Raw genomic sequence first — 22,416 nt, forward strand, 5'->3', positions numbered from 1 at the left:
AAACGTCGTCGACCGCATGCTACGGGCGCTCCGACATGAAGTCGTGGAGCGCCCTTTCTCTTCCGGCAAGATCGCTGCAAAGCTGGCGGGTGAGCCAGAACCCGATATGTTGCATTACCTTGTCGTGCAGTCGCTGGATCAAGTAATTGCCGAAGCCCCCCGTGATCCTCCGGCACCACCAGAGGCGTCGTTCTCTGAGCATTACCGTGACTACTACGGGAGCGCGGCTTGCGCGGACATTTGCGGATACTGATAAGTCTGCTACCGTCTTCCTTCTATCCAAACGGTGCTTCAACTCCCGGGAATTTCGGGCAGACAGCCCCGCGCGATCACGTAAAGCGCACTCTTCAGTGAAAGTGCTTTAATCGCACATCTCTGCCTGCACGCAAGAACTGACAAAAAGGCTTGCGGAAGATGAGTTGGTAGGCAGCACCGGAGGTGTAGTCAGCGGAGAACCTACGATTGTCGGTCTACAACCTACAACGTCGGACGCAAATATAGGTGACTTATCTTTCCCCCGTAGGTATCCAAAGCACAGGGACGACTTGTCCAGGCCGCCATGTCACAACGCGACATATCCCGTTTCCGATCTTTGCAGGAACTTGCCATCGAACGCGGCACCCTCTACCCCTGCATCGGGACGCAAGGGCGAACTCTAGGGCAATGGAAACGTCCTGGGCTTAGTGGAGGATGGAACCGAGACATCCCGACGACGATTGAATGGGCGAAAATCAGAGCTCGGTCGTCAGTGTAATTCAAGATATCAGAGCTAGAATATGAATGTGAAGAACTGCCACAATTTCCATGATTTCCGCCAATTGGCCAAGCGGCGCCTCCCCGGGCCGATCTTCAATTATATCGACGGTGCGGCTGACGACGAAGTCACCTATCGTCGCAATACGACATCCTTCGGTGACTGCGACCTGGTGCCTAACGTATTGCGCGGCGTGAGCGATGTAGACATGTCGGTGACGATCATGGGCCAAAGGCTAGCAATGCCAGTCTATTGCTCGCCGACGGCGCTGCAGCGGCTGTTTCATCATCAAGGCGAGAGGGCGGTGGCTGCAGCAGCAGCCAAATACGGCACTATGTTCGGGGTGTCGTCACTGGGAACTATCAGTTTAGAAGAAGCACGTCAGATCAGCGACGGGCCGCAAGTCTATCAGTTCTATTTCCACAAGGACCGTGGCCTGAACCGGGAAATGATGGCACGCTCCAAGCAGGCCGGCGTAAACGTGATGATGCTGACCGTCGACAGCATCACCGGCGGCAATCGCGAACGCGACAAGCGCACGGGCTTTTCGATTCCGTTCAAACTGAACCTCGCCGGCCTCACCCAGTTCGCGGTCAGGCCGGCTTGGGCCATCAACTATCTCATGCATGAACGTTTTCGTCTGCCGCAACTCGACAGCCACGTCGACATGAGCGGCGGCGCCATGTCGATCAGCCGCTATTTCACGGAAATGCTGGATCCTGCGATCTCATGGGCCGATGTCGCCGAAATGGTACAGCATTGGGATGGACAGTTCTGCTTGAAAGGCATCATGTCGGTTCAGGATGCTCAGCGAGCAGCCGAGATAGGATGTACCGGCATCGTGATCTCCAACCATGGCGGCCGCCAGCTGGACGGCTCGCGTAGCGCGTTCGACCAACTCGCCGAAATCGTCGACGCGGTCGGCCACAAGATCGACGTGATGATGGATGGCGGCGTTCAGCGTGGCACCCATGTGCTCAAAGCATTGTCATTGGGCGCGAAAGCTGTCGGCCTAGGTCGATACTACCTATTTCCGCTCGCCGCCGCGGGGCAAGCGGGCGTCGAACGCGCGCTGGATTTGATGCGTAGCGAAATCGCGCGCGATATGGCGCTTATGGGATGCACGTCCGTCGATCAGCTCACAAGACAGAACCTGCGCTTCCGTCAAAACCTCCCATATTAGATTGACCAGCAACCAACTCGCTCAAGTTTTGGCGACTTCGCCCGTGCCGCAAACGACCCATCCTGCCTGCGGGTTTGTTTGTAAAACCGGCTTCCTGATCGTGGAAAACCTGCTGCGGGGATAGGCGCGGCGTCGGTTCCATCGAGACGCAAGATGCGAATAGCACGGTCGATCTGCCGGTGGCGGACCGCATGCATGTGCAGTGGCGATAGCGGAACATCTGCGCTCATGCAGAGTTGAGACGCGATGAAACATGATGGTGACCATCAGCCGACGTCCAATCTATATTGACTGGCTTCAAGGGAAGATGCCCCAGATGCCAGCAAGGCCACCTGTTCGGGAGCTAAAAGCTTGCTCCCCCTGCGATGTGTGGGGTCGACTATTCCTTCCCCGACCCGGCGGATGGACCAGCTTATTCCTCCATGATTCTCGTAGCGGTCCCGGCACTAGCTTTGCCCTCTGGTTCCAGCTTGGGATCCGCCCCTTTGGCTGCATGTGTTGTCACGTTACCAATTCCCTTCTCGCATGCGTCCTCCTCTCAGACCGCTGAGGGGCTGGCTCGTCTGCTCCCCGTCTTTTCATAAAGCGGAGGAAGGAAGTATCGATGTCGAGCGGCACACCGCCGCGGCTGAGCTTCGTTCATAGTAGCTACCAGCCGACCTTGGGTTTCGAAATGCGAGAACTGCCGGCGCTCGCTTTTCCAGGCCTCACAACCTGCATGCAGCTAGACAGCCATCGATTAGTCAATGCCGCTCGGCAGTTTTGCTTTCGTGGCATTATAAAGGCGCCGGGCCCTGCGGCGTTGTGGAACAAGTTGCCGGTACCGGCCATTTGTTGTCCATGAAAACAGCCCTGCCGATGTCGCTGCTCGCTCTGGTCTTCACCGTTGGTGGTGGCGGCGCGCAGGAACTTCGGCGCGAAGCCATCGATGCCGCTTCGATTGCTTCCATCGTTGCAGAAGGGCCGACTAAGGCGCCCGCCGATCCAGATCCAGCGGTCGTCCGTCTTCAGGTCCTGCTCGACCGCGCGGGCTCGTCTCCAGGTGTGATCGACGGCTTCTACGGCGAGAATGTCCGCAAAGCCGTGGCCGGGTTCGAGATGATGAACAGCCTTGTCGTCGATGGTAAGCCGGATCCGGAGGTGGTCGCCCGCTTGGAAGGCAATTCGCCCATCGTTGAGAGCTACGTCGTCTCGGCAGAGGATGCCACGGGCCTCGTCGACAAGATCCCTGAAGATTACGACGAGAAGGCGAAGATGCAGAGCCTTGGATACACCAGCGTTGCCGAGAAGCTTTCCGAGCGGTTTCACATGGACGTCGGCCTTATGCAAGCGCTTAATCCCTCTTCGCGGTTCGCTCCTGGTGACACGGTTTGGGTCGTGACGCCCGGCCCTCCGAAAGAAGGAAAGGTCGAGAGGATCGAGGCCAACAAGAAGACAGGGCAGATCTTGGCCTATGCCGAAAACGGATCGCTGCTTGCAGTCTATCCTGCGACGATCGGAAGCGAAGACAATCCGGCCCCGTCGGGCAAGCACAAGGTGAAAGGCGTCGCGAGGATGCCATCGTACAGGTACGACCCAAGGCTCAACTTCAGGCAGGGGAAGAATAACAAGGTTTTGACGATACCAAAGGGGCCGAACGGTCCGGTCGGCAGCGTCTGGATCGACCTGACCGAGCCGACTTATGGAATACATGGGACGCCTGAACCAAAACTCATCGACAAGGTTGGATCGCACGGTTGCGTGCGTCTGACGAACTGGGACGCCGAAGAGCTGGCCGGAATGGTCAAGCCAGGAGTCGTGGTGGAATTCGTCAATCAAGGTCCGGCCGCTCCTAAGTGAAGCGTATGGCATTTCGGTCGGTCGAAAAAACCGTGCGACTGGCGGTAATGAGCGCCACCCTTGCTCGGTCGCGGATTTTGGCCGGTCTTTCCGCTTTTGACGAGTGCTTGGCTCACGGCAAGCGATGCCTGAGCGCCGCCTCGAAAGTGGGCGGGGTTGTTTCTGGCGATCGACGTGCAAGGTATACGAACTGCGGCGCTGGCGTTGACCGAGTGTCCTAAGGGGCTAGCGCTCACGACAATTATGGCCGCGTTGACAAGTGCTCGGAATCCAAACACCGCGGGCGCCAGTTTACACTGTGTTTACCAACTTTAAGGCGAATAATAGCCCTATATGATTAATTGACTTCGCCTTCTAGCTGTACGAATTATCCCGCGGGCTGGAAAACGGAGGGTGTTGCCAATGGCAATCGTTTTTCAATCACACGGGGGTACAGAGCAAAAGCGCACCGTTTCTATCTCAAGCCTTCGCGCCGGGCCGCCAGCGACAGGTGACGTCGCGGTCGACGAAGAGGCGGACTTCGGCTATTTCGTACCGCCACTGGATGCGCCCGAGAATTACTTGCCCAGCACGGCGGAGACGGTGGGGGAACTCGATGAACTGGGCGCAATGTTGATCGACGTTGTCGCTACGCCGACGAGTGAGGACCCGACTGAAGATTCTACGCTCCCGCCGGTTTTCACATATTGGGGGCAATTCCTGGATCACGAGCTGACAGCCCGAACCGATCGCGAAGGGGCGATTTCGAGCATGGTCAACGCACACCCGCCTGTCGCCTCGTCGACAGTGGAGAGCCAGTTCAGGAACGCCCGCTCGCCCCGCTTCGATCTTGATAGTGTCTACGGCGGATCTGCCGTCGGTGACGGAATAGATGCAGACGTTGTCAAAGTGATTTCTGGTCTTCGCCACCCCACGCTGAAAGACAAAATGCGTGTCGGAACAGCGATCGAACCGGGGCCTTTGCCCGACATGCTCGACCAACATCGAGACCTGCCTCGGTATGGCCAGGTCCAGTCGTCTGTCCGGGAAGCGGCTTTACGTCTGGCTCAGGCGGCGATGAACCCTGAGGCGTTTCAGAAATTCTCCGATACGTTGCCCCAGCGCGCGATAATCGGGGATAATCGCAACGACGAAAATCTCGTCGTTGCGCAGTTCCATCTGAGCTTTCTTCGGTTCCACAACAAGGTCATCGACTACCTTGCGTCGCACGACACGGGCTGGATCGCCGATTTCAGCTCAGCGCAGGCTCTAACCAGACTCCATTATCAGTGGCTGATCGTTGATGGATATCTCAAGGGCGTGTGCGACCCGGTTGTGGTGGACCGCGTCGTCAACGATCGGGCATCTCATTTCTTCAAGTTTAGAGCCGAATTCGATGCCCGAAGGCAGAATACCCGACTTGGAAATGCCTTGCCGTTAGAATTCTCCGCGGCGGCTTATCGGTTCGGTCATTCCATGGTCAGAGCCTTCTATGACTACAACAAGAACTTTGGGCGACCGGGCACTGGTTTTCTACCGCGCGCCACCTTGCGGTTGTTTTTCGAATTCACCGGCGGCGGCGGCAGGCTGGATGACGAGAAGAAGCTGCCCAAGAACTGGATAATCGACTGGGCGCGCTTTACAGGGGTCGATCCCCACGACGGGAGCGACGGCGAGCCGGCCCGTCTTGCCAGAAAGATCGACACGGAACTCGCTCCGCCATTGCATACGATGTTCAAGGAAGGCGAAGACCAGGGCGATCAACAGCTCAAGGCGTTGTTCAAGAACCTGGCAAGGAGGAACCTTCGTCGAGGCTACAATCTCAGGCTTCCGACGGGCCAGGCGCTACACAAGCATCTCAAACAAATCGGCGCAGTGGAGTCCTCGCCGATCCAAGATGTCTCAGCCCTGTTTGCCACGAAGCCCGATTTGCAGAACTTCCTCGCCAGCACCGCGTCGCGCTTCCACGAACGCACACCCCTGTGGTTCTACATTCTTACCGAAGCCGAGGCTGCAGGTGGAAACCGATTGGGCGAAGTTGGGAGCTGTCTCGTGGCATTGACATTCGTGGGCGTGCTGCTTGCCGATCCCGACTCGGCCCTTTCGCGCGGGTTCACGCCCGATCAGAGCCCTCTCAAGATGCCGGACAACGCACCGATCGACTCGATCGCCAAGTGGATGCAGTTCGCCGCGGTTATGCAGTAGGGGCTCTTGACACTGCTGCCTCGCCGCATCGCGGCGAGGCAAAGAGACATACTTGCTGCTTTGGAAATCACCGGAGACGAGCTCAAGGCTGCCGCCGGCAGTGGCCGGCACGACCAACACCGTCTAACCGGCGTGCTGACGGCGTCCTGTCCGCTGGTGTCGCTGATCTTGGCATCGGCTTTGCGCCGGAATGGACCGAGGGCTGCCGAACCGGTCCTTCGAGCTGAAGACGGTCAGGAGCATCGGTTCTAAGGATCGGATTGGGTGTTGCCCGGAACAAGTAAGATCCGATGACTCGTGCGAGGACATTCGTCGATATTGCACGGTCGTTGGTACAGATGGTGATGTGAGGGGGCATCTCAGTGCCTCCAGCCGAACAGCTTGCCGGACGCAGTCGATCCCGGTTTCCGCCTTTCCACGTGGCGCTCGCTAAACCCCTGCGGCTGCCCTTACCGGCCCACACTGAGCTCGAACTGGCTCTGCGCATGGGCGCTTGCGCTTTGTATGCTCATTGTTTGAAGTAGCGTGCTTGCTGTGGCAGGTACGACGTCGACCCGAATGGCCGGCAACTGTTCTTCCCGGCGGATCGAGTTGGCGGCCGCGTTGCCCACGCGATTTCCGGCGTTCTGTGTGGCGTTGACGTATTGGCGGTGTCACGAACCCATGCCGCGGATCGTGTTACCGCAGGCGGAGAGTGAAAGCAGGATGCCGCAGGCGGCCGCAATTGTTGTCACGGTCTTCGTCATCTTCTCTTTCCTTTTGCCATGATCAGGGTTGCTCACGGGTGCCGGGCGCGGCCTCGCGCTGATCGGCATCTTCAAGGTCGGTTGCAACCAGGAACGCGTCGGTATGTTCGCGTGCGGCTTCTCTCAGGGCGTCCAAGCTTGGAAGGTCGTCGCCTTCGATTTCCCCGGCCTCCCGTTCGATCTCCCCCTTCGCCTGGATCCAGTGATCTTCCTGACGACCCTCAGGTCGTCCTTCTCGCTCCCAAATGGCATGAGCTCGTCTCCGCACTTCGTCTTCGTGGATGGAGCCATGCCGTCCTCCATATTCATCAATACTCTGCGATCGAGCGTCATTTTGCTCTCCTGCCATGTCATTACCTCCAATACCGATTTCTGGTGGAGACGGACGACCTGCCCAGCAGGTAGCCAATGCCGAAGGCTGCCGCTCCAATACCGAGGATGAGTGAGCTTGCGGCCTGCGGATGGTCTGTCACGCCGACTGCGACAGCGTTGGCCTCCCGCTTGATTGCGGAGGCCGTGTCAGATGCGACTTTCCGGATGCCCTCAGGTTTTTCAACTGGCGATCCGGTGAAGCCGGCTTCGAGTTCATTTGCCATTGAGTTTTCCTTTCATAAAAGGAGAACTGGCGGGGAGGGGTGTCGGTTCCTCAGTATTTTACCGGCCGATGCGGATACTCCCGAGGTGGTCCGGACAAAGTTCCTGATCGCGTCCAATGAGGCGTTTGCAGGATGCGGCTTTTAAGATCGGCGGTTAGATGCCATTCAGGCGTCTGCTTAAAGAGCGAGCCAATGGCGATCGTCGCAAGAACTCCGGACCATATGCGGCAGACGCATAGCTGCGGTGACGGATTGTTTCTGTTTTAAAACGATTGAAACACCTATATTCCAATCATCGAAACGACGCCAGAGCCCAAGCACGGTTGCTGACGTCAGACAGCCCTCGGGAAAGGGGATTTATCATGAACGTGGCACGCTCTTTCAACAACTGGCGCAAGTTCCGCCAGACCGTTTCCGAACTTGGCCGGATGTCCAGCCGTGAATTGCAGGATCTCGGCATCGACCGCGCCGATATTCGTAGCATCGCCCGGGCATCGATCGCTCGCTAATAGCGCTGCTCCAAGCTCGCCGACACTGCCGACGCCCGCTCATGCGGGCGTTTTCGCGTCAATTTTCATGTTACCATATTCTCTAGGGCTTTTGCCGGTCGCGAGCCTGGTGGCTTGTGTTTCTTGCATAGCTGCAGTGCAACATAAAGCCTATCAACCGCCGAGCGATCGCGTATGATCTCTCTCAACGAAGCAATTGCATCTCCTCCCGCAGAGCTTCGTGTTTCAGGCGGCCCACTCCTCCTCCCAAGGGACGTCTGTAGGAACGGCGGCACTCCTCCTCCCAGTCGCTGTTCGGTTTTTTTGAGAAAGCCTGCCGCACCTCCTCCCGCGGCAGGCTTTTTCGTTTCTGGGCTCTGCTTGAGCACCACGTAGCGATGGTAGCGTATGTGAATTATAATTCACGAGATGAATTATATTGACAGGCGCGGCGCATTGCGTTTAGCTACCCCTACCGGACTTCGAGGAGGAAATCCGGTCATCACTGCGATCACCGGCGCCGGTCTGGCGCCCTTCGGGCTTTTTTGGGAGGGGCTTTGGCCCCGAGGAGGACACTTGCGCACTTTTTTCAGCACGACCGCGATGGCGGTCCTTGCGTCGACACTCTTTGCCGGTTCCGCGGCCGCCGAAACGGAAAACCCGTTCCGCTGCAAGCCGGGCGAAAAATACGTCATGAACGTCATGGTGTCGGGCGTGGAATACTGGTTCCCCGTCTATGAAATGTTCAAGCAGGCCGGCCAGCAGCTCGGCTGTGAGACGGAATATACCGGCACGCCGGAATATGACGTCAACAAGCAGATCGCCACCTTCGACCAGGCGTTGGCACAGAACCCGGCCGGCATTCTCGTTCATCCGATGAATTCCGATCCCTTTATCGAGCCAATCAACCGCGCGATCGACCAAGGTACGGCGGTCGTCACGTTTGCGGCCGACTCGCCGCTTTCCAAGCGCGTCTCCTTCATCACCTCGGACAACACCCGCGAGGGCACCTATGCCGCCGACGCGATCGCCGAGAAGATGGGCGGCAAGGGTGAATATGCGGTTCTTGAAAATCCGGGCCAGGACAACCACGACAAGCGTATCGCCGCCTTCATAGCCCGTATGGAAGAGAAGTGGCCGGACATGAAGCTCGTCGGCCGCGCTGCTTCCAACCAGGACCCGACCAAGGCTTATCAGGGGCTTTCGAGCCTTATCCAAGCCAATCCGAACCTCGGCGCGGTCTTCATGCCCGAAGCGAACTCGGCGATCGGCGCCGCACAGGCAAACAAGGAAAGCGGCGGCAAGGTCCTCGTCATGTGCGCAGATGTCAACGCCAACATCCTCGACATGATCAAGGCCGGTGAAGTCTTCGGCTCGATCAATCCGAACCAGGGCATGCAGGGCTATATGGGCTTCATGCTGCTGTGGTTCGCCGAGCATCCGGAACTGATCGACCCGATGAACGACGCCAAGCGCTCCGGATTCAACCCAATGAGCATCCCGGTCGTCGATAACGGCCTGTCTATTGTGACGGCGAAAAACGCCGACGACTTCTACTGGGACAAATACCTGAAGCGTCGCGGCACGAAGGGTATCGAGGAATAAGCTTCTGAAGATCGCCATCCGCACCCTTGAGTGCGGATGGTCGTGATGGAGAGGGAGGAAGACGATGGCAGAGCCGGTGCTCAGCATTCATGGCGTGACCAAGCATTTCGGGGCGGTGAAGGCGTTGACCGACGTCGATTTCACGCTGGAGCGCGGCGAAGTCCATGCGCTCTGCGGCGAGAACGGCGCCGGCAAATCGACGCTGATGAACATTATCGCCGGCGTGCTGCAGCCGAGCGAAGGCGAAATTCGCGTAGATGGTAAGGTCGTGCGCATATCCTCCCCTGCCGCCGCCCAATCGCTCGGCATCGGGCTCGTGCATCAGGAAATCGCCCTCTGCCCGGATGCGACCGTGGCCGAAAACATGTTCATGGCGGCGACCAACTGCCGCCGTGCTCCCTTCATGAACTATCGCGCGCTGGAGCGCGATGCACAGGCCGTCATGGATCGTCTCGCCGCGATCGACGTCCGCCGCAAGGTCGCGGACCTGCCGATTTCCAGCCAGCAACTGGTCGAGATCGCCAAGGCTCTGACGCTCGACTGCCGCGTACTGATCCTGGACGAGCCTACCGCGGCGCTGACCGAAACCGAGACGCGGCAGCTTTTTGCAATCATCCGCGACCTCAAGGCGAACGGCATTTCGATCATCTATATCAGCCATCGCATGGCGGAGATTTTCAGCCTGTGCGACCGGGTTACCGTGTTCCGCGACGGCCGCTACGTGTGTACCGACCACATCGCCCACATCACGCCAGACGACGTGGTGCGCCGCATGGTGGGGCGCGAGATCACGCAGCTCTATCCGGACAAGCTCCGTGCGGACGACGCGTCCGGGGAGGCGATCCTCGAGGCCGACAATATCGGTGACGGCGAGCGGTTCCATGATGTGAGCTTCGACCTGCGCAAGGGCGAGATCCTCGGGATCGGCGGCCTCATCGGCTCCGGCCGCACGGAAATCGCCGAAGGCATCTGCGGGCTCAAATCGCGCTCGGCGGGCACGGTGCGCCTGCATGGCAAGGCGCAGTCGATCCGCGCCTATTCCGATGCCGTGAAGGCCGGCATCGTCTATCTCTCCGAGGACCGCAAGGGGTCGGGCGTGTTTTTAGAGATGTCCATCGCACAGAACATCTCCGTACCGGACCTTAAGTCGCTGACCAATCCGATCGGTCTGCTCAACCGTCGCGCGGAAGCCGCACTGGCAGAGAATTTCGCGCGCCGGCTTGGGGTGCGCATGGGCGGCATTGAGGCGCCGGTCAAATCGCTCTCCGGCGGCAACCAGCAGAAGGTTGCGCTCGCCAAGCAGCTTGCGGTGAAGCCAAAGGTCATCCTGATGGACGAACCGACGCGCGGCATCGATGTCGGCGCGAAAACCGAAATTCACCGCCTACTACGCGAGCTTGCGCGGTCGGGCATCGGCATCATCGTTATCTCTTCGGAAATGCCGGAGCTCCTCGGGCTATGTGACCGCGTGCTTGTCGTCCGCGAGGGGCGCATCGCCGGCGAGCTCGGCGTCGACGAGATGACGGAGGAGGCCGTGATTCGCCTCGCTTCGGGGGTGGGCACGGCAAAGGCGGCGAGCCATGCCGCGTGAGGACAAAGTGGGAGAGACGGGAATGGCAATCGACACGTTGGCGACAGGCGCACCGAAGACAGCGTCCTTCAAACGCATCGGCACAATGCGCGAGGCGGGGCTGATCGCGATCATCCTCGCGCTCTGCGTGATCATGAGCTTTGCCTCGCCGCACTTCCTGACGCTTGGCAATTTCCGCGCCATGCTGATGAGCTTTTCCGTTGAAGGCATCGTTGTCGTGGGCATGACGATCCTGCTCATCGTCGGCGGCATCGACCTCGCGGTCGGCTCCGTGGTCTGCTTCGCGATGGTGCTCTCGGGCTCGCTCTTCCTCGCCGGGCTCGACCCGTGGACGGCCTCGCTCATCGGCATCCTCGCGAGCAGCACGATCGGTGGCATAATGGGCTTCTTTGTGACGGTCGTGGGTCTCAACCACTTCATCACCTCGCTTGCGGCAATGGTGATCGTGCGAGGCCTTTGCCTCATTATCACAAAGGGCACGCCGCTCTCGCTCTTCACGCTGCCGGCGGGCTTCAAGGCGGTGGGGCAGGGCACGTTTTACGGCGTACCCTACGTCATCTTGATCTTCGTCGCCGTCGTCATCCTGTTCGATTTCCTGCTGCGCCGGGCCACGGCCTTCCGCAAAGTCTTCTATACGGGCAGCAACGAGAAGGCCGCGCTCTACTCCGGCATCAAGACCAATCAGGTGAAATTCTGGGTGACGGTGCTCTGTTCCACGCTCGCCGGTGTCGCAGGCGTCATCTACATGTCCCGCTTCGGCGCGGCGACCCCCACCTTCGGCGTTGGCATGGAACTCAACATCATCGCTGCGGCGGTGATCGGCGGCGCCTCGCTCAACGGCGGCTCCGGCACGATACTCGGCGCCATCCTCGGCATCGCGCTTCTATCTGTCGTCACCAGCTCTCTGATCCTGCTCGATGTTTCAGTCTATTGGCAGGACATGATCAAGGGGTGCATTCTGCTCGCTGCCGTTTCGATCGACCATTTCCTGCACAAGCAGAAAGCTGCCTGACATGCCAATTGCGAAATTGAAACCCAAGACGACAGTACCGCGCGAGGAGATTGTCATCGCCCGCCAGATGCACCAGGCGCTCGTCCTTCACTTTATGGAGGGCCTGACGCAGGCACAGATCGCCGGCCAGCTCGGCATCTCGCAAGCCACCGTCAACCGCCTCATCAAACGCGGCCGTCAGCTCGGCCTCGTCGAGATCAAGATCAAGTCCCCGGTCGAGCCGCTGGTCGACATGGAGGAGCGGCTTCTGGCACTCGGCGGCATCAGCCGCGCGATCGTGGTCCCGACCGTCTCCGACAATCCGCAGACCGCGCTCCAGGCAGTCGGGGAGGCGGCGGCGCGCCTACTGATGGAGGAGCTCGGCGACGGCGACACAATCTGCATCACTGGCGGCAAAGGGGTGAGCGCCGTCGTCGCCGGTCTGCAGCCGCCGCGCCGTTTTGATGTCGAGGTCATTCCGGCAACGGGATGCGTCCAGGGCAAGCACTATACCGACGTCAACCATGTTTCGACCCTGATGGCCGACCGGCTCGGGGGTCATTCCTACCAGATCCACGCGCCCCTCTTCGCCGACGATGCCGAGCAGCGGGCGATGCTGATCAACATGCGCTCTGTCGCCGACGTCTTCAAACGTGCGCGCGAGGCGAAGGTGGCGGTGGTCGGCATCGGCTCGATCCTAACGGACGACTCCAGCTATTACGACCTGCATCCCTCCTCGAGTACTGATCGGGTGGCGATCGAGCGCTCGGGCGCAAGCTGCGAATTGCTTGCCCATCTGCTCGATGACCAGGGCCGGGTCTGCGACTACAGCCTCAATCGTTCGCTGGTGTCGCTTACCCTGGCGGAATTCGCCTCGATCCCGATGAAGATCGGCGTCGCCAGCGGCCCGAACAAGGCGGGCCCGATCCTCAGCGTCCTGCGCGGCAACCATCTCGACACGCTTGTCACCGACGAGGCGACCGGGGCACGCATTCTTGAAATTGCATCCAAGGAAGGGGTTTCGGCATGAGCGGCGAACAACTGATCCGCGAGATCGGGCGCTCCGGCGTCAAGGCGTCGGCCGTTGGGCTCGGCACCTGGGCGATCGGCGGTTGGATGTGGGGAGGAACCGACGAGGCGCAATCCATCGCCGCCATTCAGGCCTCGCTCGAAGCCGGCGTAACCCTGATCGATACGGCGCCCGCCTACGGGCTCGGCCGCTCAGAGGAAATTGTCGGCAAGGCGCTTGCCGGCCGGCGTGACAAGGCAGTGATCGCCACGAAATGTGGCCTCGTCTGGCACACGCATAAGGGCAATCACTTCTTCGACCAGGACGGTAAGCCGGTTCACCGCTATCTCGGCGGGGATTCGATCGTCCATGAAGTGGAGGACAGCCTGCGCCGGCTCGGCACGGATTATATCGACCTCTACATCACCCATTGGCAGGACGTGACGACGCCGGTCGAGGAGACCGTCGCGGCGCTGGAGGAACTGCAGCGGGCCGGCAAGATCCGCGCCATCGGCGCCAGCAATGTCAAACGGTCCGCGCTTGAGCAGTACATAGCCACTGGCTCGCTTGACGCGATCCAGGAGCGGTACAGCATGATCGATCGAGAGATCGAGGCGGACCTTTTGCCGCTCAGCGTTGCAAACGGCGTATCGACGCTCAGCTATTCCTCGTTGGCGCTCGGGCTACTTTCGGGCAGCATCGGGCCGGACCGGATCTTCTCCGGCGACGATCAGCGCAAGGACAATCCGCGCTTTTCCGTCGCCAACCGGCAGAAGGCCCGCGATTTCTCCGACGCGATCCGGCCCGTCGCGGAGCGTCACGATGCGAGCATCGCCCAGACGGTGATCGCCTGGACACTGGCGCAGCCAGGTGTGACTTTTGCCCTTTGCGGCGCGCGCAACCCGGCACAGTCACTCGACAATGCCCGGGCCGGCACGCTTCGGCTGTCTCCGGAAGATCTCGCGGCCATCGACGCCGCCCTATCGGCGAAGCTGGCCAACATGGACGGATAACGGATTGTCATGATGAACCGCGAACAGACATTGGACGGGCTTCGCCGAAGCCCGAAGGTGGACGTGTGCGTCCTTGGCGGCGGCATCAACGGTCTCAGCGTGTTCCGCGAGCTGGCGCTGCAGGGCGTCAACGTGCTCATCGTGGAAAAGGGCGACTATTGCTCCGGGGCCAGCGCCGGGCTCTCGCGCATGGTGCATGGCGGTCTGCGCTACCTGGAAAACGGTGAGTTCAACCTCGTGCAGGAATCGCTCGTCGAGCGCGACCGGTTGCTGCGCAATGCCCCTCACTATGTCGCCCCGCTGCCGACCATGGTGCCGATCTTCGATATCTTTTCCGGGCTGGCAAACGGCATCGTGCGCTTTCTGGGGCTCACCCGTCGGCCGAGCCGCCGCGGCAGCGTCGCCATCAAGGCTGGACTGAGCATCTACGACTTCCTGACGCGCAAGCGCGCCCTGATGCCGCGCCATCAGTTTCGCGGTCGCAGGAGCACGCTTTCGAAATGGCCGGCGCTCAATCCGGCGATCCGCAACTCCGCCACCTATTATGATGCCTGGGTGAGTCACCCGGAGCGCATCGGCATTGAGCTCCTGCTTGATGGGCTCTTGGCCGGCCCGAGCGCCGGCGCCTTGAACTATGCGACGATCGAGCATGCACCGGCCGGGGCGTTTCTGCTGCACGACGGGATTTCGGGCGAAACCTTGGCAATCAAGCCGTCACTGGTCGTCAACGCGACCGGCGGCTGGATTGACATCGCCAATGGCGCGCTCTTTCCTGAGGCAGCTCGTCCCGCGCCGCTGATCGGCGGCACGAAGGGCTCGCACCTCATCATCGACCATGCGGGGCTTCGCGACATGCTCGATGGCCACATGATCTATTACGAGAACGAGGACGGGCGCATCTGCATCCTCTTTCCTTATCTCGGCAAGGTGCTCGTCGGCTCAACGGATATCCGCGTGGACGACCCCGGAACGGTGCGCTGCGAGGCCGACGAGCGGGACTATATCCTGCAATCGCTCGCCTTCGTGTTGCCGGGTGTCCGCATCCGCCCGGAAGAGATCGTCTTCCAGTTCGCAGGCGTGCGCCCGCTGCCGGCAAGCAATGACAGCTTCACCGGCCGCATCCCGCGTGACCATTACTGCACCGTTCTCGAAGGCCGCGACGGCGGGCCGCCAGTGCTCTGCATGATCGGCGGCAAGTGGACGACCTTCCGCTCCTTCGGCGAACTCGCCGCGGATATGGCGTTGGAACGGCTTGACCGGAACCGCCGCCTCGACACGGCCGACCGCACTTTCGGCGGCGGACGGGCATTTCCGGTAGACCGTAGCGGCTGGATTCGGGACCTGTCGGAATCGACAGGCCTTTCCCTCGATCGCGCCGCAACGCTTTTCGAGCGCTATGGCACAGATGCGAAGGTCGTCGCCCGCTTCACCGCCGCGGGGCCGGACAACCTCTTGCCTCATGCCGGCTACAGCGCCCGGGAGCTCCTGCATCTCATCCGCACGGAGGCGGTCGAGCATCTGGACGACCTGCTCCTCCGGCGCACGACACTTGCCATCACCGGTGAGCTTTCCCTCGACATGGCCGAAATCGCGCTCGACCTCCTCGCCGACGAGAAAGGCTGGCCAGTACAGCGCAAGGACGAAGAGCGCACCCGTTTTCTCACCCTCATGCGCGAGCGCCACGGCGTCGCGGAGGCAACCCTTTCCGCAAGGAACAAACAAAGGAGTGAACCATGCGAGACAACCGCAAGATCCGGATGAACCGGCTGTTCGGCAACGGCCGTTGCCTGGACGTGGCGATCGATCACGGCGTGTGCAACGAACCGTCCTTCCTCGATGGACTCGAGAACATGCCGGCCATCGTCAACGCGCTGGTCGATGCGAAGCCGGATGCGATCCAGATGAACTACGGCCAAGCCGACCTGCTGCAGGACATTGCCGGCAAGGAGAAGCCGGCGCTCGTCATGCGCATCGACATGGGCAACCCCTATAACCGGATCCGCCATCGCGACATGTGGGCGGTGTTGCAGAACGAGGCGGAGCCGCTGATCGGCCCGTTGCAGATGGATGCCGCCTGCGTGGTGGTCAACCTCTTCATGCTGCCGGACGAGCCGGATCTCTTCCGCCAGTGCGTGCAGAACATTTCTCGCGTACGGGCAGACTGCGAAAAGTACGGCGTGCCGCTGATGATCGAGCCGCTCGTCATGCAGCCGGTCACCGAACGCGGCGGCTACATGGTCGATGGCGATGCCGACAAGATCGTCACGCTGACGCGGCTTGCCCGCGAGATGGGCGCGGACATAGTCAAGGCGGACCCGACGACGAATACGGAAGATTTTCACCGCGTGGTCGAGGCTGCGCGCTGCCCGGTTCTGGTGCGCGGCGGCGGCAAGGAAGACCTGCGCGCCGTGTTCGCCAAGTCCGCGGCCTTGATGCGGCAAGGCGCAGTGGGCATGGTCTATGGGCGCAACATCTACCAACATGCCAATCCGAGCGCCGTCGTGCGCGGGCTCATGGCGATCGTGCACGAGGATGCGAGCAGCGAGGACGCCTTCGCGCTCTATCAGCAGGGGTGAAGGCGTAACCAACCGAACCTGGGAGGGGTTGCGAATGGGAGACTATCTTTTAGGGATCGACGCCGGCAACACCGTCATCAAGGCGGTGATCTTCGACCGGACGGGCCAGGAACTGGCGCATGCGGGGGAGGAGGGCCACAGCCGCATGCCATACCCCGGCCATGTCGAGCGCGATCTCGGCGAGCTCTGGGCCCATGCCAAGCGCGTCATCCGCACCTGTCTGGACAAGGCGGGCATCGCGGCGACCGATATCGCCGCAATCGGCTGTGCCGGCCATGGCAACGGGCTTTATGCGCTCGACCGGAACGGCGAACCGTTCCTCGCCATCCAGTCGCTCGACACGCGGGCGATAGGTCTCGTCGAAGAATGGGCGGCGGAAGGCGTGGGCGACCGGACCTATCCGATCGGCCGCCAGCGCCCCTGGCCGTCGCAGACGCCAACGCTTCTTGCTTGGCTGAAGCGTCACAGGCCGGAGCTCTTCGAGCACATCGGCACGGTGTTCTTCTGCAAGGATTTCGTCGTCAACCGTCTGACCGGCCGTCGCGTCAGCGAGGTCTCGGACATGTCCGGCGCCGGCCTTATCGATCTCGCCGCCCGCCGGTACGACCGGACGCTGATGGCTGCCTATGGGCTGGCTGACTGCATGGACCTGCTGCCGCCGCTCATCGAAAGCGCCGACATCGCTGGCACCGTGACTGAAGAGGTCGCAGCGCAAACCGGGCTTGCAGCCGGCACGCCAGTCATCGGCGGGTTGTTCGACGTCGTCGCTTCAGCACTCGGCTCGGGCGTCTCGCGCACCGGCAGCGCCTCGATCATCGCAGGCACCTGGAGCATCAACCAGGTGATCATCGATCGCCCCGCCCTCGACGGGCCGGTCTTCATGTCCGCGACCTTCGACCGCAGCCGTTACATGGCGATGGAAAACAGCGCGACCTCGGCCGCCAATCTCGAATGGCTGGTGCGGGAATTCTTCGAGGGGGAACATCAGGATGGCGTATCGCCCTTCGACGCCTGCTGCGCTTTGGCGGCTGCGATCGAGCCTGCGTCCGACGATCCACTCTACCACCCCTATCTCTACGGTGCCCAGCAGGACGGCCATGCGCGGGCGGGCTTTTATGGAGTTGCGGGCTGGCATGGCAAGGGGCACCTGGTTCGCGCGCTTCTGGAAGGCGTGGCCTTCGGGCATCGTCAGCACATCGAGACGATCCGCAAGGCGGGCGCCATCTTCGACGAGGCCGTGCTGTCGGGCGGCGGATCGCGCAGCCGCCTCTGGCCGCAGATATTCGCCGACGTGCTGGGTATGCCGGTTTCCGTCGCTGTCTCGCGGGAAACGGGCGCGTTGGGCGCGGCGATTGCGGCGGGAACGGGCGTCGGCCTCTTTGCAGATTTCACGGAAGGGGCGAATGCCATGGTGCGGGTCGAACGGCACTACAAGCCGAACGATGCGCTGACGGCGCGCTACAACAGGCGCTATGCGCTCTACAAGGATATTGCAGAAGCGATGACCCCCCTCTGGCGGCGGCTTTCGGCAACCAAAGGCCAGGTGGCGGGAGCTGCGGCATGACCATGCATAGCACTGAAATGCCGGTGGACGAAGGCAGCTACGATTTCATCGTCGTGGGTGCCGGCTCGGCCGGATGCGTCCTGGCAAACCGGCTGTCCGCCGATCCGAAGAACCGGGTCCTGCTGCTCGAAGCCGGCGGCTCGGATCGCTACCATTGGGTCCATGTGCCGATTGGCTATCTCTATTGCATGGGCAACCCGCGCACCGACTGGATGATGAAGACGGCCGCGGAAGCCGGCCTCAACGGCCGCGCGCTGAACTATCCGCGCGGCAAGCTGCTTGGGGGCTGCTCGTCGATCAACGGCATGATCTATATGCGCGGGCAAGCCGCCGACTACGACGGCTGGCGGCAGGCCGGCAATGTGGGCTGGGGCTGGGACGACGTACTGCCCTACTTCTTGAAGTCAGAAGATAACTATCGTGGCAAGTCCGCCGCGCACGGCGCCGGCGGCGAATGGCGCGTCGAGCGCCAGCGCCTCTCCTGGCCGATCCTCGACGCCTTTCGCGACGCGGCGGAAGAACTCGGCATTCCGAAAACCGGCGACTTCAACGACGGTGACAACGAGGGTTCGGGTTATTTCGAGGTCAACCAGCGCGGCGGGGTGCGCTGGAACACAACAAAAGCCTTCCTGCGGCCGGCGATGAAACGCACGAATCTGCGCCTGCTCACAGGCGCCGAAACTGAACGACTTGAATTCAACGGAAAGACGGTCACCGGCGTGCGCTTCCAGCATCGCGGCCGCCTCTGTTTCGCTCGCGCATCCCGAGAAGTCGTGCTGTCGGCTGGCGCGATCAACTCTCCGAAGATCCTGGAGTTGTCCGGCGTCGGCCGGCCGGAGGTGCTCTCGGCCAACGGCATTCCCGTCCACCACGACCTTCCGGGTGTCGGAGAAAACCTTCAGGACCACCTTCAGATCCGCACGGTTTTCAAGATTGAAGGCGCGCGCACACTGAACCAGCTCTATCACAGTCTCTTCAGCCGCGTCGGCATGGGTTTGCAATATGCCATCAGCCGGTCCGGCCCGCTCTCCATGGCGCCGAGCCAGCTCGGTATCTTTGCCAAGAGTGATCCGGCCGTCGCGACGGCCGATCTCGAGTACCATGTCCAACCGCTCAGCACCGATCGGCTTGGCGAACCGCTCCATCGCTATCCGGCTGTAACGGTGTCCGTCTGCAATCTCCGGCCCGAAAGCCGCGGGACGGTGCATGTGACGACGCGCGACGCGGCGCTGCCGCCAGAAATCCGCCCGAATTATCTCTCCACCGCCGGCGACCGGATTTTGGCGGCACGGTCCATCCGCCACGCCCGCAGCCTTATGAAAACGAAGGTGCTCGCGCGCTTCCGGCCGCAGGAAATCCTTCCCGGTCGGGAGCACGACAGCGACGAGGATTTGATCCGCAGGGCGGGCGACATCGCGACGACCATTTTTCACCCAGTCGGCACATGCAAGATGGGGAATGACACTTTGGCGGTGGTGGATCCGACGCTGAACGTGCACGGGATCGATAGATTGCGTATCGTCGACGCCTCTATCATGCCGACGATTGTCTCCGGCAACACGAACTCACCGGTGATTATGATCGCGGAGAAGGCTTCGGGAATCATTCTGAAGCGGTTGTGAGCATTAATTGAAAATGTGCCAGCGCTGACGTTCGCGTTCAATCGCAGTGAGCGAGGCTCCAGTTCTGATCCGTTTAAGGCGCCTAATCTGTGCAGAGCGATTCTACGAGAGGCGAGCCAGTTTCTGTGTTGTGCTGGTGATTGTGCGGCAGATCAGCCGCCATGGACCATCACTTGACGAGTCCACCCATGAGCTTAAGACCGAGACTTGATCCAGCCTCGCGGGTTCTCCGGCAACCGACCCCTCTCTGTCGTCTTCGTCATCGCATAAAGAATGGGGACCTTTTTCCCAGAAAGGGCGCTCGCCATTGAGCGTCATCACATCTGCGGTTCGACGGGAATGGATCCGATTGATGCGTCTCTTTCAAGCGCACGACGGCGCACGGCATGACCTCCACTCATGTCAAAGGCGCTCCTGTGTGGTTAGATTTGGCGGCTGATGGCTGTTGCCTGCGACCAGACGACCGTCCAGACGCCGTCGCGATGCTCGTAAGCGTCCGTGTGCCAGTAGTCTCCGGGCGGAACGGGATGCCCGTTGAATACGACTTCGAGGCGTGCGCGGTAGCGTATCACCGCCGCGAAGCTGTAGAGGCGGACCGCGATGTCACCCGCTTCCCAGGCGCGATATTTGATCTGCCCGGCTGCGATCGCACCGAGATATTCGTCCCCCAGCGAAACGCTTCTTCCTCGGAGCGTGGCTGCCGTTGAAACCGCTTCTCTGCCATTGCGAGCTATCGTGGTCAACGACGCGCAGGGTTGAGCGCCTCCATTCACCCATCTATGTCCGCGGCTGTGCACCGCCTTGTAATGCAGACGGGCACCTCTTATCTTTTGGCAATCACCCACATATCCCATACCGCGCGGCTTGCTCCTGATGAGGTCGACAATCCGCGTGTCAAAAGGGCGGCCGAGGTGTGGCCGCCTGTACTGCTAAGGTACTCGATTGAACAAGACAAGCATTGCTACCGCGCCTGCGGTCATGAAGCCGCGCGAGCGCGGTGACGTCGTCGCTCGGCCGGACAACAACTGGAAGCCGTACCCCTGCCTTCTAACGCGCAGGGAACTGGAGGCGATCATTGCCAAGCAACTCGGCTGAACATAAACCACAATGATAAGGGAAGAAGCAGATGCAGGTCATCGTCAGAGAGATGTCGAACAGGCCAGCCGCGCGGTGAAAAAGATATACAGCGCGAAGGCCTGTTCCTCGAGATGAAGGAACGCCGCGCTTACGAGAAACCGTCGGAACGTCGGGTTCGCGAACGAGCCCAGGTGATTGCCAAATGGCAAAAGGCAGTCCGCAAGAAGATGCAGCGCGAGGGCCTTCTGCCTATCGCCATGCGCCGAGCGTCTGCCCGTAAATGATTTTGGCCCGCCGGCACATTGAGCCGGCAGCCGAAACCTTGAAAGGTCGAACGATGGAAGAATTGCACAGCATAACAATCTCGGACGAGCGGCTCGAAGATTGCCGCGATGTCGTCGAGCCTGATCTGCAGGATCTGATCCGCACTACGATCGCTTCTGGCTTCTCGGCCGAGGAAGTCCTGATTGCGATCAGCGAACTGGTGGCAGAAGATTTCGCCGCAGTCGTCAAAACGCCGCGTGTCCACTGACACGCCGGCGAGGAACTGACCATGAGCATTTCGCCGCAAGGAGACTTGTTTGCTGAAGCGGAGACGCGATTGCCCGAGGGCTTCCGCTATCAACCCGCCGTCGTTCCCGAGGCGGTCCAGTCGGATCTGCTTCGAGAGATAAGACAATTGCCGCTGAAACCCTTCGACTTTCATGGCTTTGAGGGCAAACGAAAGGTCATCTCCTATGGCTGGAAGTATGACTTCGATAGGGAGCGGGTGAGGCGCATTGACGACGTTCCGCCGTTCCTTTTGCCCGTGCGCACCCTTGCGGCAGATTTCGCCGGTATCGAACCCGATGGATTGCAACAGGCGCTGATCACCGAATATGCGCCGGGCGCGCCGATCGGCTGGCATAAGGACAAAAAAGTGTTCGGCAGGGTCGTCGGTGTCTCATTGCTATCGCCATGTACTTTCAGGTTGAGGCGCCCCGCCGGCCCGAACTGGGAGCGTGTCTCGGTGATTGCCGAGCCGGGCTCCGTCTACCTGCTGTCGGGTCCCGCCCGGAGCGAATGGGAGCACTCCATCCCGCCTGTCGGGCAGCTTCGCTATTCCATTACCTTCCGGGAGATCGGTTGACGGAACCGTGCAGATTCCCTGAACAACGGCGCGATGATCTGGTTGGCCTCACGGTCTTGAACAGTCGGAGACAACTCCCAATATCATTTCGTCAGGATCATTGGTGGCATGAAAGGAGGAAAAGATGCCGCTCAACGATGTTCCATGGACCCGGCCGGTAAGGATTCGGCTGCAATGCGGTTTGGAGCGGACCTTCACAGGCGCTTACGACGCGTTGGATTTTCTCGAAAACGAATGGCCACTGCGCCACGGAGAGCGCCATGAACGCGCGGTGAAGACGTGCCGGGGTGCCCTCAACGGAACCATTCCCGCTGTGATCGCGCGCGAGGCATTCCTGGCGGCTTGTCTCGAAGCCGGCATGCCTGCCGTCATGGCCCCGTGGAAGAGAAGGCCGGCCATCCACGCGGCCCGGCCAGCACGTGTAGCCATTATCTAGAGCATCAGCGATG

General features: G+C 60.8%; 20 protein-coding genes and 2 pseudogenes. 18 read left to right on the forward strand and 4 right to left on the reverse strand.

The window, feature by feature from the left end; translation table 11 throughout:
• Positions 1-776: 776 nt before the first annotated feature.
• The 3 genes from QA644_RS23210 to QA644_RS23225 all read left to right on the forward strand — a co-directional run bounded on the left by QA644_RS23210 (position 777) and on the right by QA644_RS23225 (position 5,960).
• Positions 777-1,937, forward strand: coding sequence for an alpha-hydroxy acid oxidase (locus tag QA644_RS23210; protein ID WP_283073503.1), 1,161 nt, complete (start codon positions 777-779; stop codon positions 1,935-1,937).
• Positions 1,938-2,777: 840 nt separating this feature from the next.
• The gene (locus QA644_RS23220) at positions 2,778-3,776 is read left to right on the forward strand and encodes a L,D-transpeptidase (protein WP_283073504.1); all 999 of its coding nucleotides are present in this window, start codon (positions 2,778-2,780) and stop codon (positions 3,774-3,776) included.
• A 402-nt stretch (positions 3,777-4,178) separates the two neighbouring features.
• On the forward strand, positions 4,179-5,960 hold the full coding sequence (locus QA644_RS23225) for a heme peroxidase family protein (protein WP_283073505.1): 1,782 nt from the start codon (positions 4,179-4,181) through the stop codon (positions 5,958-5,960).
• Between the two features lie 656 nt (positions 5,961-6,616).
• On the opposite strand, the pseudogene QA644_RS23230 reads toward QA644_RS23225, so the two are convergent.
• The 3 genes and pseudogenes from QA644_RS23230 to QA644_RS23240 all read right to left on the reverse strand — a co-directional run.
• Positions 6,617-6,706, reverse strand: a pseudogene (locus QA644_RS23230) (entericidin); the annotation flags it as partial.
• Between the two features lie 22 nt (positions 6,707-6,728).
• Positions 6,729-7,055: a DUF2934 domain-containing protein gene (locus QA644_RS23235; protein ID WP_083635933.1), complete on the reverse strand. Its 327-nt coding sequence runs from the start codon at positions 7,053-7,055 to the stop codon at positions 6,729-6,731.
• A 4-nt stretch (positions 7,056-7,059) separates the two neighbouring features.
• Entirely contained in the window at positions 7,060-7,302 is a 243-nt protein-coding gene (locus tag QA644_RS23240; protein WP_040114960.1) for a hypothetical protein, read from the reverse strand.
• 362 nt (positions 7,303-7,664) lie between these two features.
• Between QA644_RS23240 and QA644_RS23245 the strand changes: the two genes are divergently transcribed.
• The 10 genes from QA644_RS23245 to QA644_RS23290 all read left to right on the forward strand — a co-directional run bounded on the left by QA644_RS23245 (position 7,665) and on the right by QA644_RS23290 (position 19,761).
• Entirely contained in the window at positions 7,665-7,811 is a 147-nt protein-coding gene (locus QA644_RS23245) for a DUF1127 domain-containing protein (protein ID WP_074071407.1), read from the forward strand.
• Between the two features lie 555 nt (positions 7,812-8,366).
• The gene (locus QA644_RS23250; RefSeq protein WP_283073506.1) at positions 8,367-9,395 is read left to right on the forward strand and encodes a substrate-binding domain-containing protein; all 1,029 of its coding nucleotides are present in this window, start codon (positions 8,367-8,369) and stop codon (positions 9,393-9,395) included.
• A 64-nt stretch (positions 9,396-9,459) separates the two neighbouring features.
• On the forward strand, positions 9,460-10,986 hold the full coding sequence (locus tag QA644_RS23255; protein ID WP_283073507.1) for a sugar ABC transporter ATP-binding protein: 1,527 nt from the start codon (positions 9,460-9,462) through the stop codon (positions 10,984-10,986).
• A gap of 22 nt (positions 10,987-11,008) precedes the next feature.
• On the forward strand, positions 11,009-11,998 hold the full coding sequence (locus tag QA644_RS23260; protein WP_183923502.1) for an ABC transporter permease: 990 nt from the start codon (positions 11,009-11,011) through the stop codon (positions 11,996-11,998).
• Position 11,999: 1 nt separating this feature from the next.
• Complete coding sequence (locus QA644_RS23265) at positions 12,000-13,007, forward strand: sugar-binding transcriptional regulator (RefSeq protein ID WP_283073508.1); 1,008 nt, start codon at positions 12,000-12,002, stop codon at positions 13,005-13,007.
• Complete coding sequence (locus QA644_RS23270; protein WP_239601248.1) at positions 13,004-13,999, forward strand: aldo/keto reductase; 996 nt, start codon at positions 13,004-13,006, stop codon at positions 13,997-13,999. The genes QA644_RS23265 and QA644_RS23270 overlap by 4 nt, the downstream gene beginning before the upstream one ends.
• Positions 14,000-14,011: 12 nt before the next feature.
• On the forward strand, positions 14,012-15,760 hold the full coding sequence (locus QA644_RS23275) for a glycerol-3-phosphate dehydrogenase/oxidase (protein ID WP_283074001.1): 1,749 nt from the start codon (positions 14,012-14,014) through the stop codon (positions 15,758-15,760).
• Entirely contained in the window at positions 15,733-16,575 is an 843-nt protein-coding gene (locus QA644_RS23280; protein ID WP_283073509.1) for a class I fructose-bisphosphate aldolase, read from the forward strand. The genes QA644_RS23275 and QA644_RS23280 overlap by 28 nt, the downstream gene beginning before the upstream one ends.
• A gap of 34 nt (positions 16,576-16,609) precedes the next feature.
• Entirely contained in the window at positions 16,610-18,139 is a 1,530-nt protein-coding gene (locus QA644_RS23285) for an FGGY-family carbohydrate kinase (protein WP_283073510.1), read from the forward strand.
• Positions 18,136-19,761 carry a GMC family oxidoreductase gene (locus QA644_RS23290; RefSeq protein ID WP_283073511.1) on the forward strand — a complete coding sequence of 542 codons (1,626 nt, stop codon included), beginning with the start codon at positions 18,136-18,138 and terminating at the stop codon, positions 19,759-19,761. Before QA644_RS23285 ends, QA644_RS23290 begins: the two co-directional genes overlap by 4 nt.
• A gap of 422 nt (positions 19,762-20,183) precedes the next feature.
• On the opposite strand, the gene QA644_RS23295 is transcribed toward QA644_RS23290, so the two are convergent.
• The gene (locus QA644_RS23295) at positions 20,184-20,504 is read right to left on the reverse strand and encodes a nuclear transport factor 2 family protein (protein ID WP_246763467.1); all 321 of its coding nucleotides are present in this window, start codon (positions 20,502-20,504) and stop codon (positions 20,184-20,186) included.
• A gap of 199 nt (positions 20,505-20,703) precedes the next feature.
• Here QA644_RS23295 and QA644_RS23300 point away from each other — a divergent pair, with 199 nt between their 5' ends.
• From QA644_RS23300 to QA644_RS23320, 5 genes and pseudogenes are all read left to right on the forward strand, one after another.
• A complete protein-coding gene (locus QA644_RS23300) occupies positions 20,704-20,856 on the forward strand; it encodes a hypothetical protein (RefSeq protein ID WP_194731539.1) in 153 nt (50 codons plus the stop codon).
• 31 nt (positions 20,857-20,887) lie between these two features.
• Positions 20,888-21,122: pseudogene (gene rpsU / locus QA644_RS23305) on the forward strand (30S ribosomal protein S21).
• Positions 21,123-21,175: 53 nt separating this feature from the next.
• The gene (locus tag QA644_RS23310) at positions 21,176-21,370 is read left to right on the forward strand and encodes a hypothetical protein (protein ID WP_283073512.1); all 195 of its coding nucleotides are present in this window, start codon (positions 21,176-21,178) and stop codon (positions 21,368-21,370) included.
• Between the two features lie 21 nt (positions 21,371-21,391).
• On the forward strand, positions 21,392-21,967 hold the full coding sequence (locus tag QA644_RS23315) for an alpha-ketoglutarate-dependent dioxygenase AlkB (protein WP_283073513.1): 576 nt from the start codon (positions 21,392-21,394) through the stop codon (positions 21,965-21,967).
• A gap of 124 nt (positions 21,968-22,091) precedes the next feature.
• Positions 22,092-22,403: a DUF982 domain-containing protein gene (locus QA644_RS23320; protein WP_194731537.1), complete on the forward strand. Its 312-nt coding sequence runs from the start codon at positions 22,092-22,094 to the stop codon at positions 22,401-22,403.
• Positions 22,404-22,416: the final 13 nt, after the last annotated feature.

The organism is Rhizobium sp. CC1099, assembly GCF_029714385.1.
In the GTDB taxonomy this organism is placed as follows: Bacteria; Pseudomonadota; Alphaproteobacteria; order Rhizobiales; family Rhizobiaceae; genus Rhizobium.

Coding starts and splice junctions, on each gene's coding strand:
- QA644_RS23210 (WP_283073503.1), top strand. CDS start 777: ATGAATGTGAAGAACTGCCACAATTTCCATGATTTCCGCCAATTGGCC.
- QA644_RS23275 (WP_283074001.1), top strand. CDS start 14,012: ATGAACCGCGAACAGACATTGGACGGGCTTCGCCGAAGCCCGAAGGTG.
- QA644_RS23220 (WP_283073504.1), top strand. CDS start 2,778: ATGAAAACAGCCCTGCCGATGTCGCTGCTCGCTCTGGTCTTCACCGTT.
- QA644_RS23315 (WP_283073513.1), top strand. CDS start 21,392: ATGAGCATTTCGCCGCAAGGAGACTTGTTTGCTGAAGCGGAGACGCGA.
- QA644_RS23285 (WP_283073510.1), top strand. CDS start 16,610: ATGGGAGACTATCTTTTAGGGATCGACGCCGGCAACACCGTCATCAAG.
- QA644_RS23240 (WP_040114960.1), bottom strand. CDS start 7,302: ATGGCAAATGAACTCGAAGCCGGCTTCACCGGATCGCCAGTTGAAAAA.
- QA644_RS23260 (WP_183923502.1), top strand. CDS start 11,009: ATGGCAATCGACACGTTGGCGACAGGCGCACCGAAGACAGCGTCCTTC.
- QA644_RS23245 (WP_074071407.1), top strand. CDS start 7,665: ATGAACGTGGCACGCTCTTTCAACAACTGGCGCAAGTTCCGCCAGACC.
- QA644_RS23270 (WP_239601248.1), top strand. CDS start 13,004: ATGAGCGGCGAACAACTGATCCGCGAGATCGGGCGCTCCGGCGTCAAG.
- QA644_RS23320 (WP_194731537.1), top strand. CDS start 22,092: ATGCCGCTCAACGATGTTCCATGGACCCGGCCGGTAAGGATTCGGCTG.
- QA644_RS23280 (WP_283073509.1), top strand. CDS start 15,733: ATGCGAGACAACCGCAAGATCCGGATGAACCGGCTGTTCGGCAACGGC.
- QA644_RS23235 (WP_083635933.1), bottom strand. CDS start 7,055: ATGGCAGGAGAGCAAAATGACGCTCGATCGCAGAGTATTGATGAATAT.
- QA644_RS23255 (WP_283073507.1), top strand. CDS start 9,460: ATGGCAGAGCCGGTGCTCAGCATTCATGGCGTGACCAAGCATTTCGGG.
- QA644_RS23310 (WP_283073512.1), top strand. CDS start 21,176: ATGGAAGAATTGCACAGCATAACAATCTCGGACGAGCGGCTCGAAGAT.
- QA644_RS23225 (WP_283073505.1), top strand. CDS start 4,179: ATGGCAATCGTTTTTCAATCACACGGGGGTACAGAGCAAAAGCGCACC.
- QA644_RS23265 (WP_283073508.1), top strand. CDS start 12,000: ATGCCAATTGCGAAATTGAAACCCAAGACGACAGTACCGCGCGAGGAG.
- QA644_RS23290 (WP_283073511.1), top strand. CDS start 18,136: ATGACCATGCATAGCACTGAAATGCCGGTGGACGAAGGCAGCTACGAT.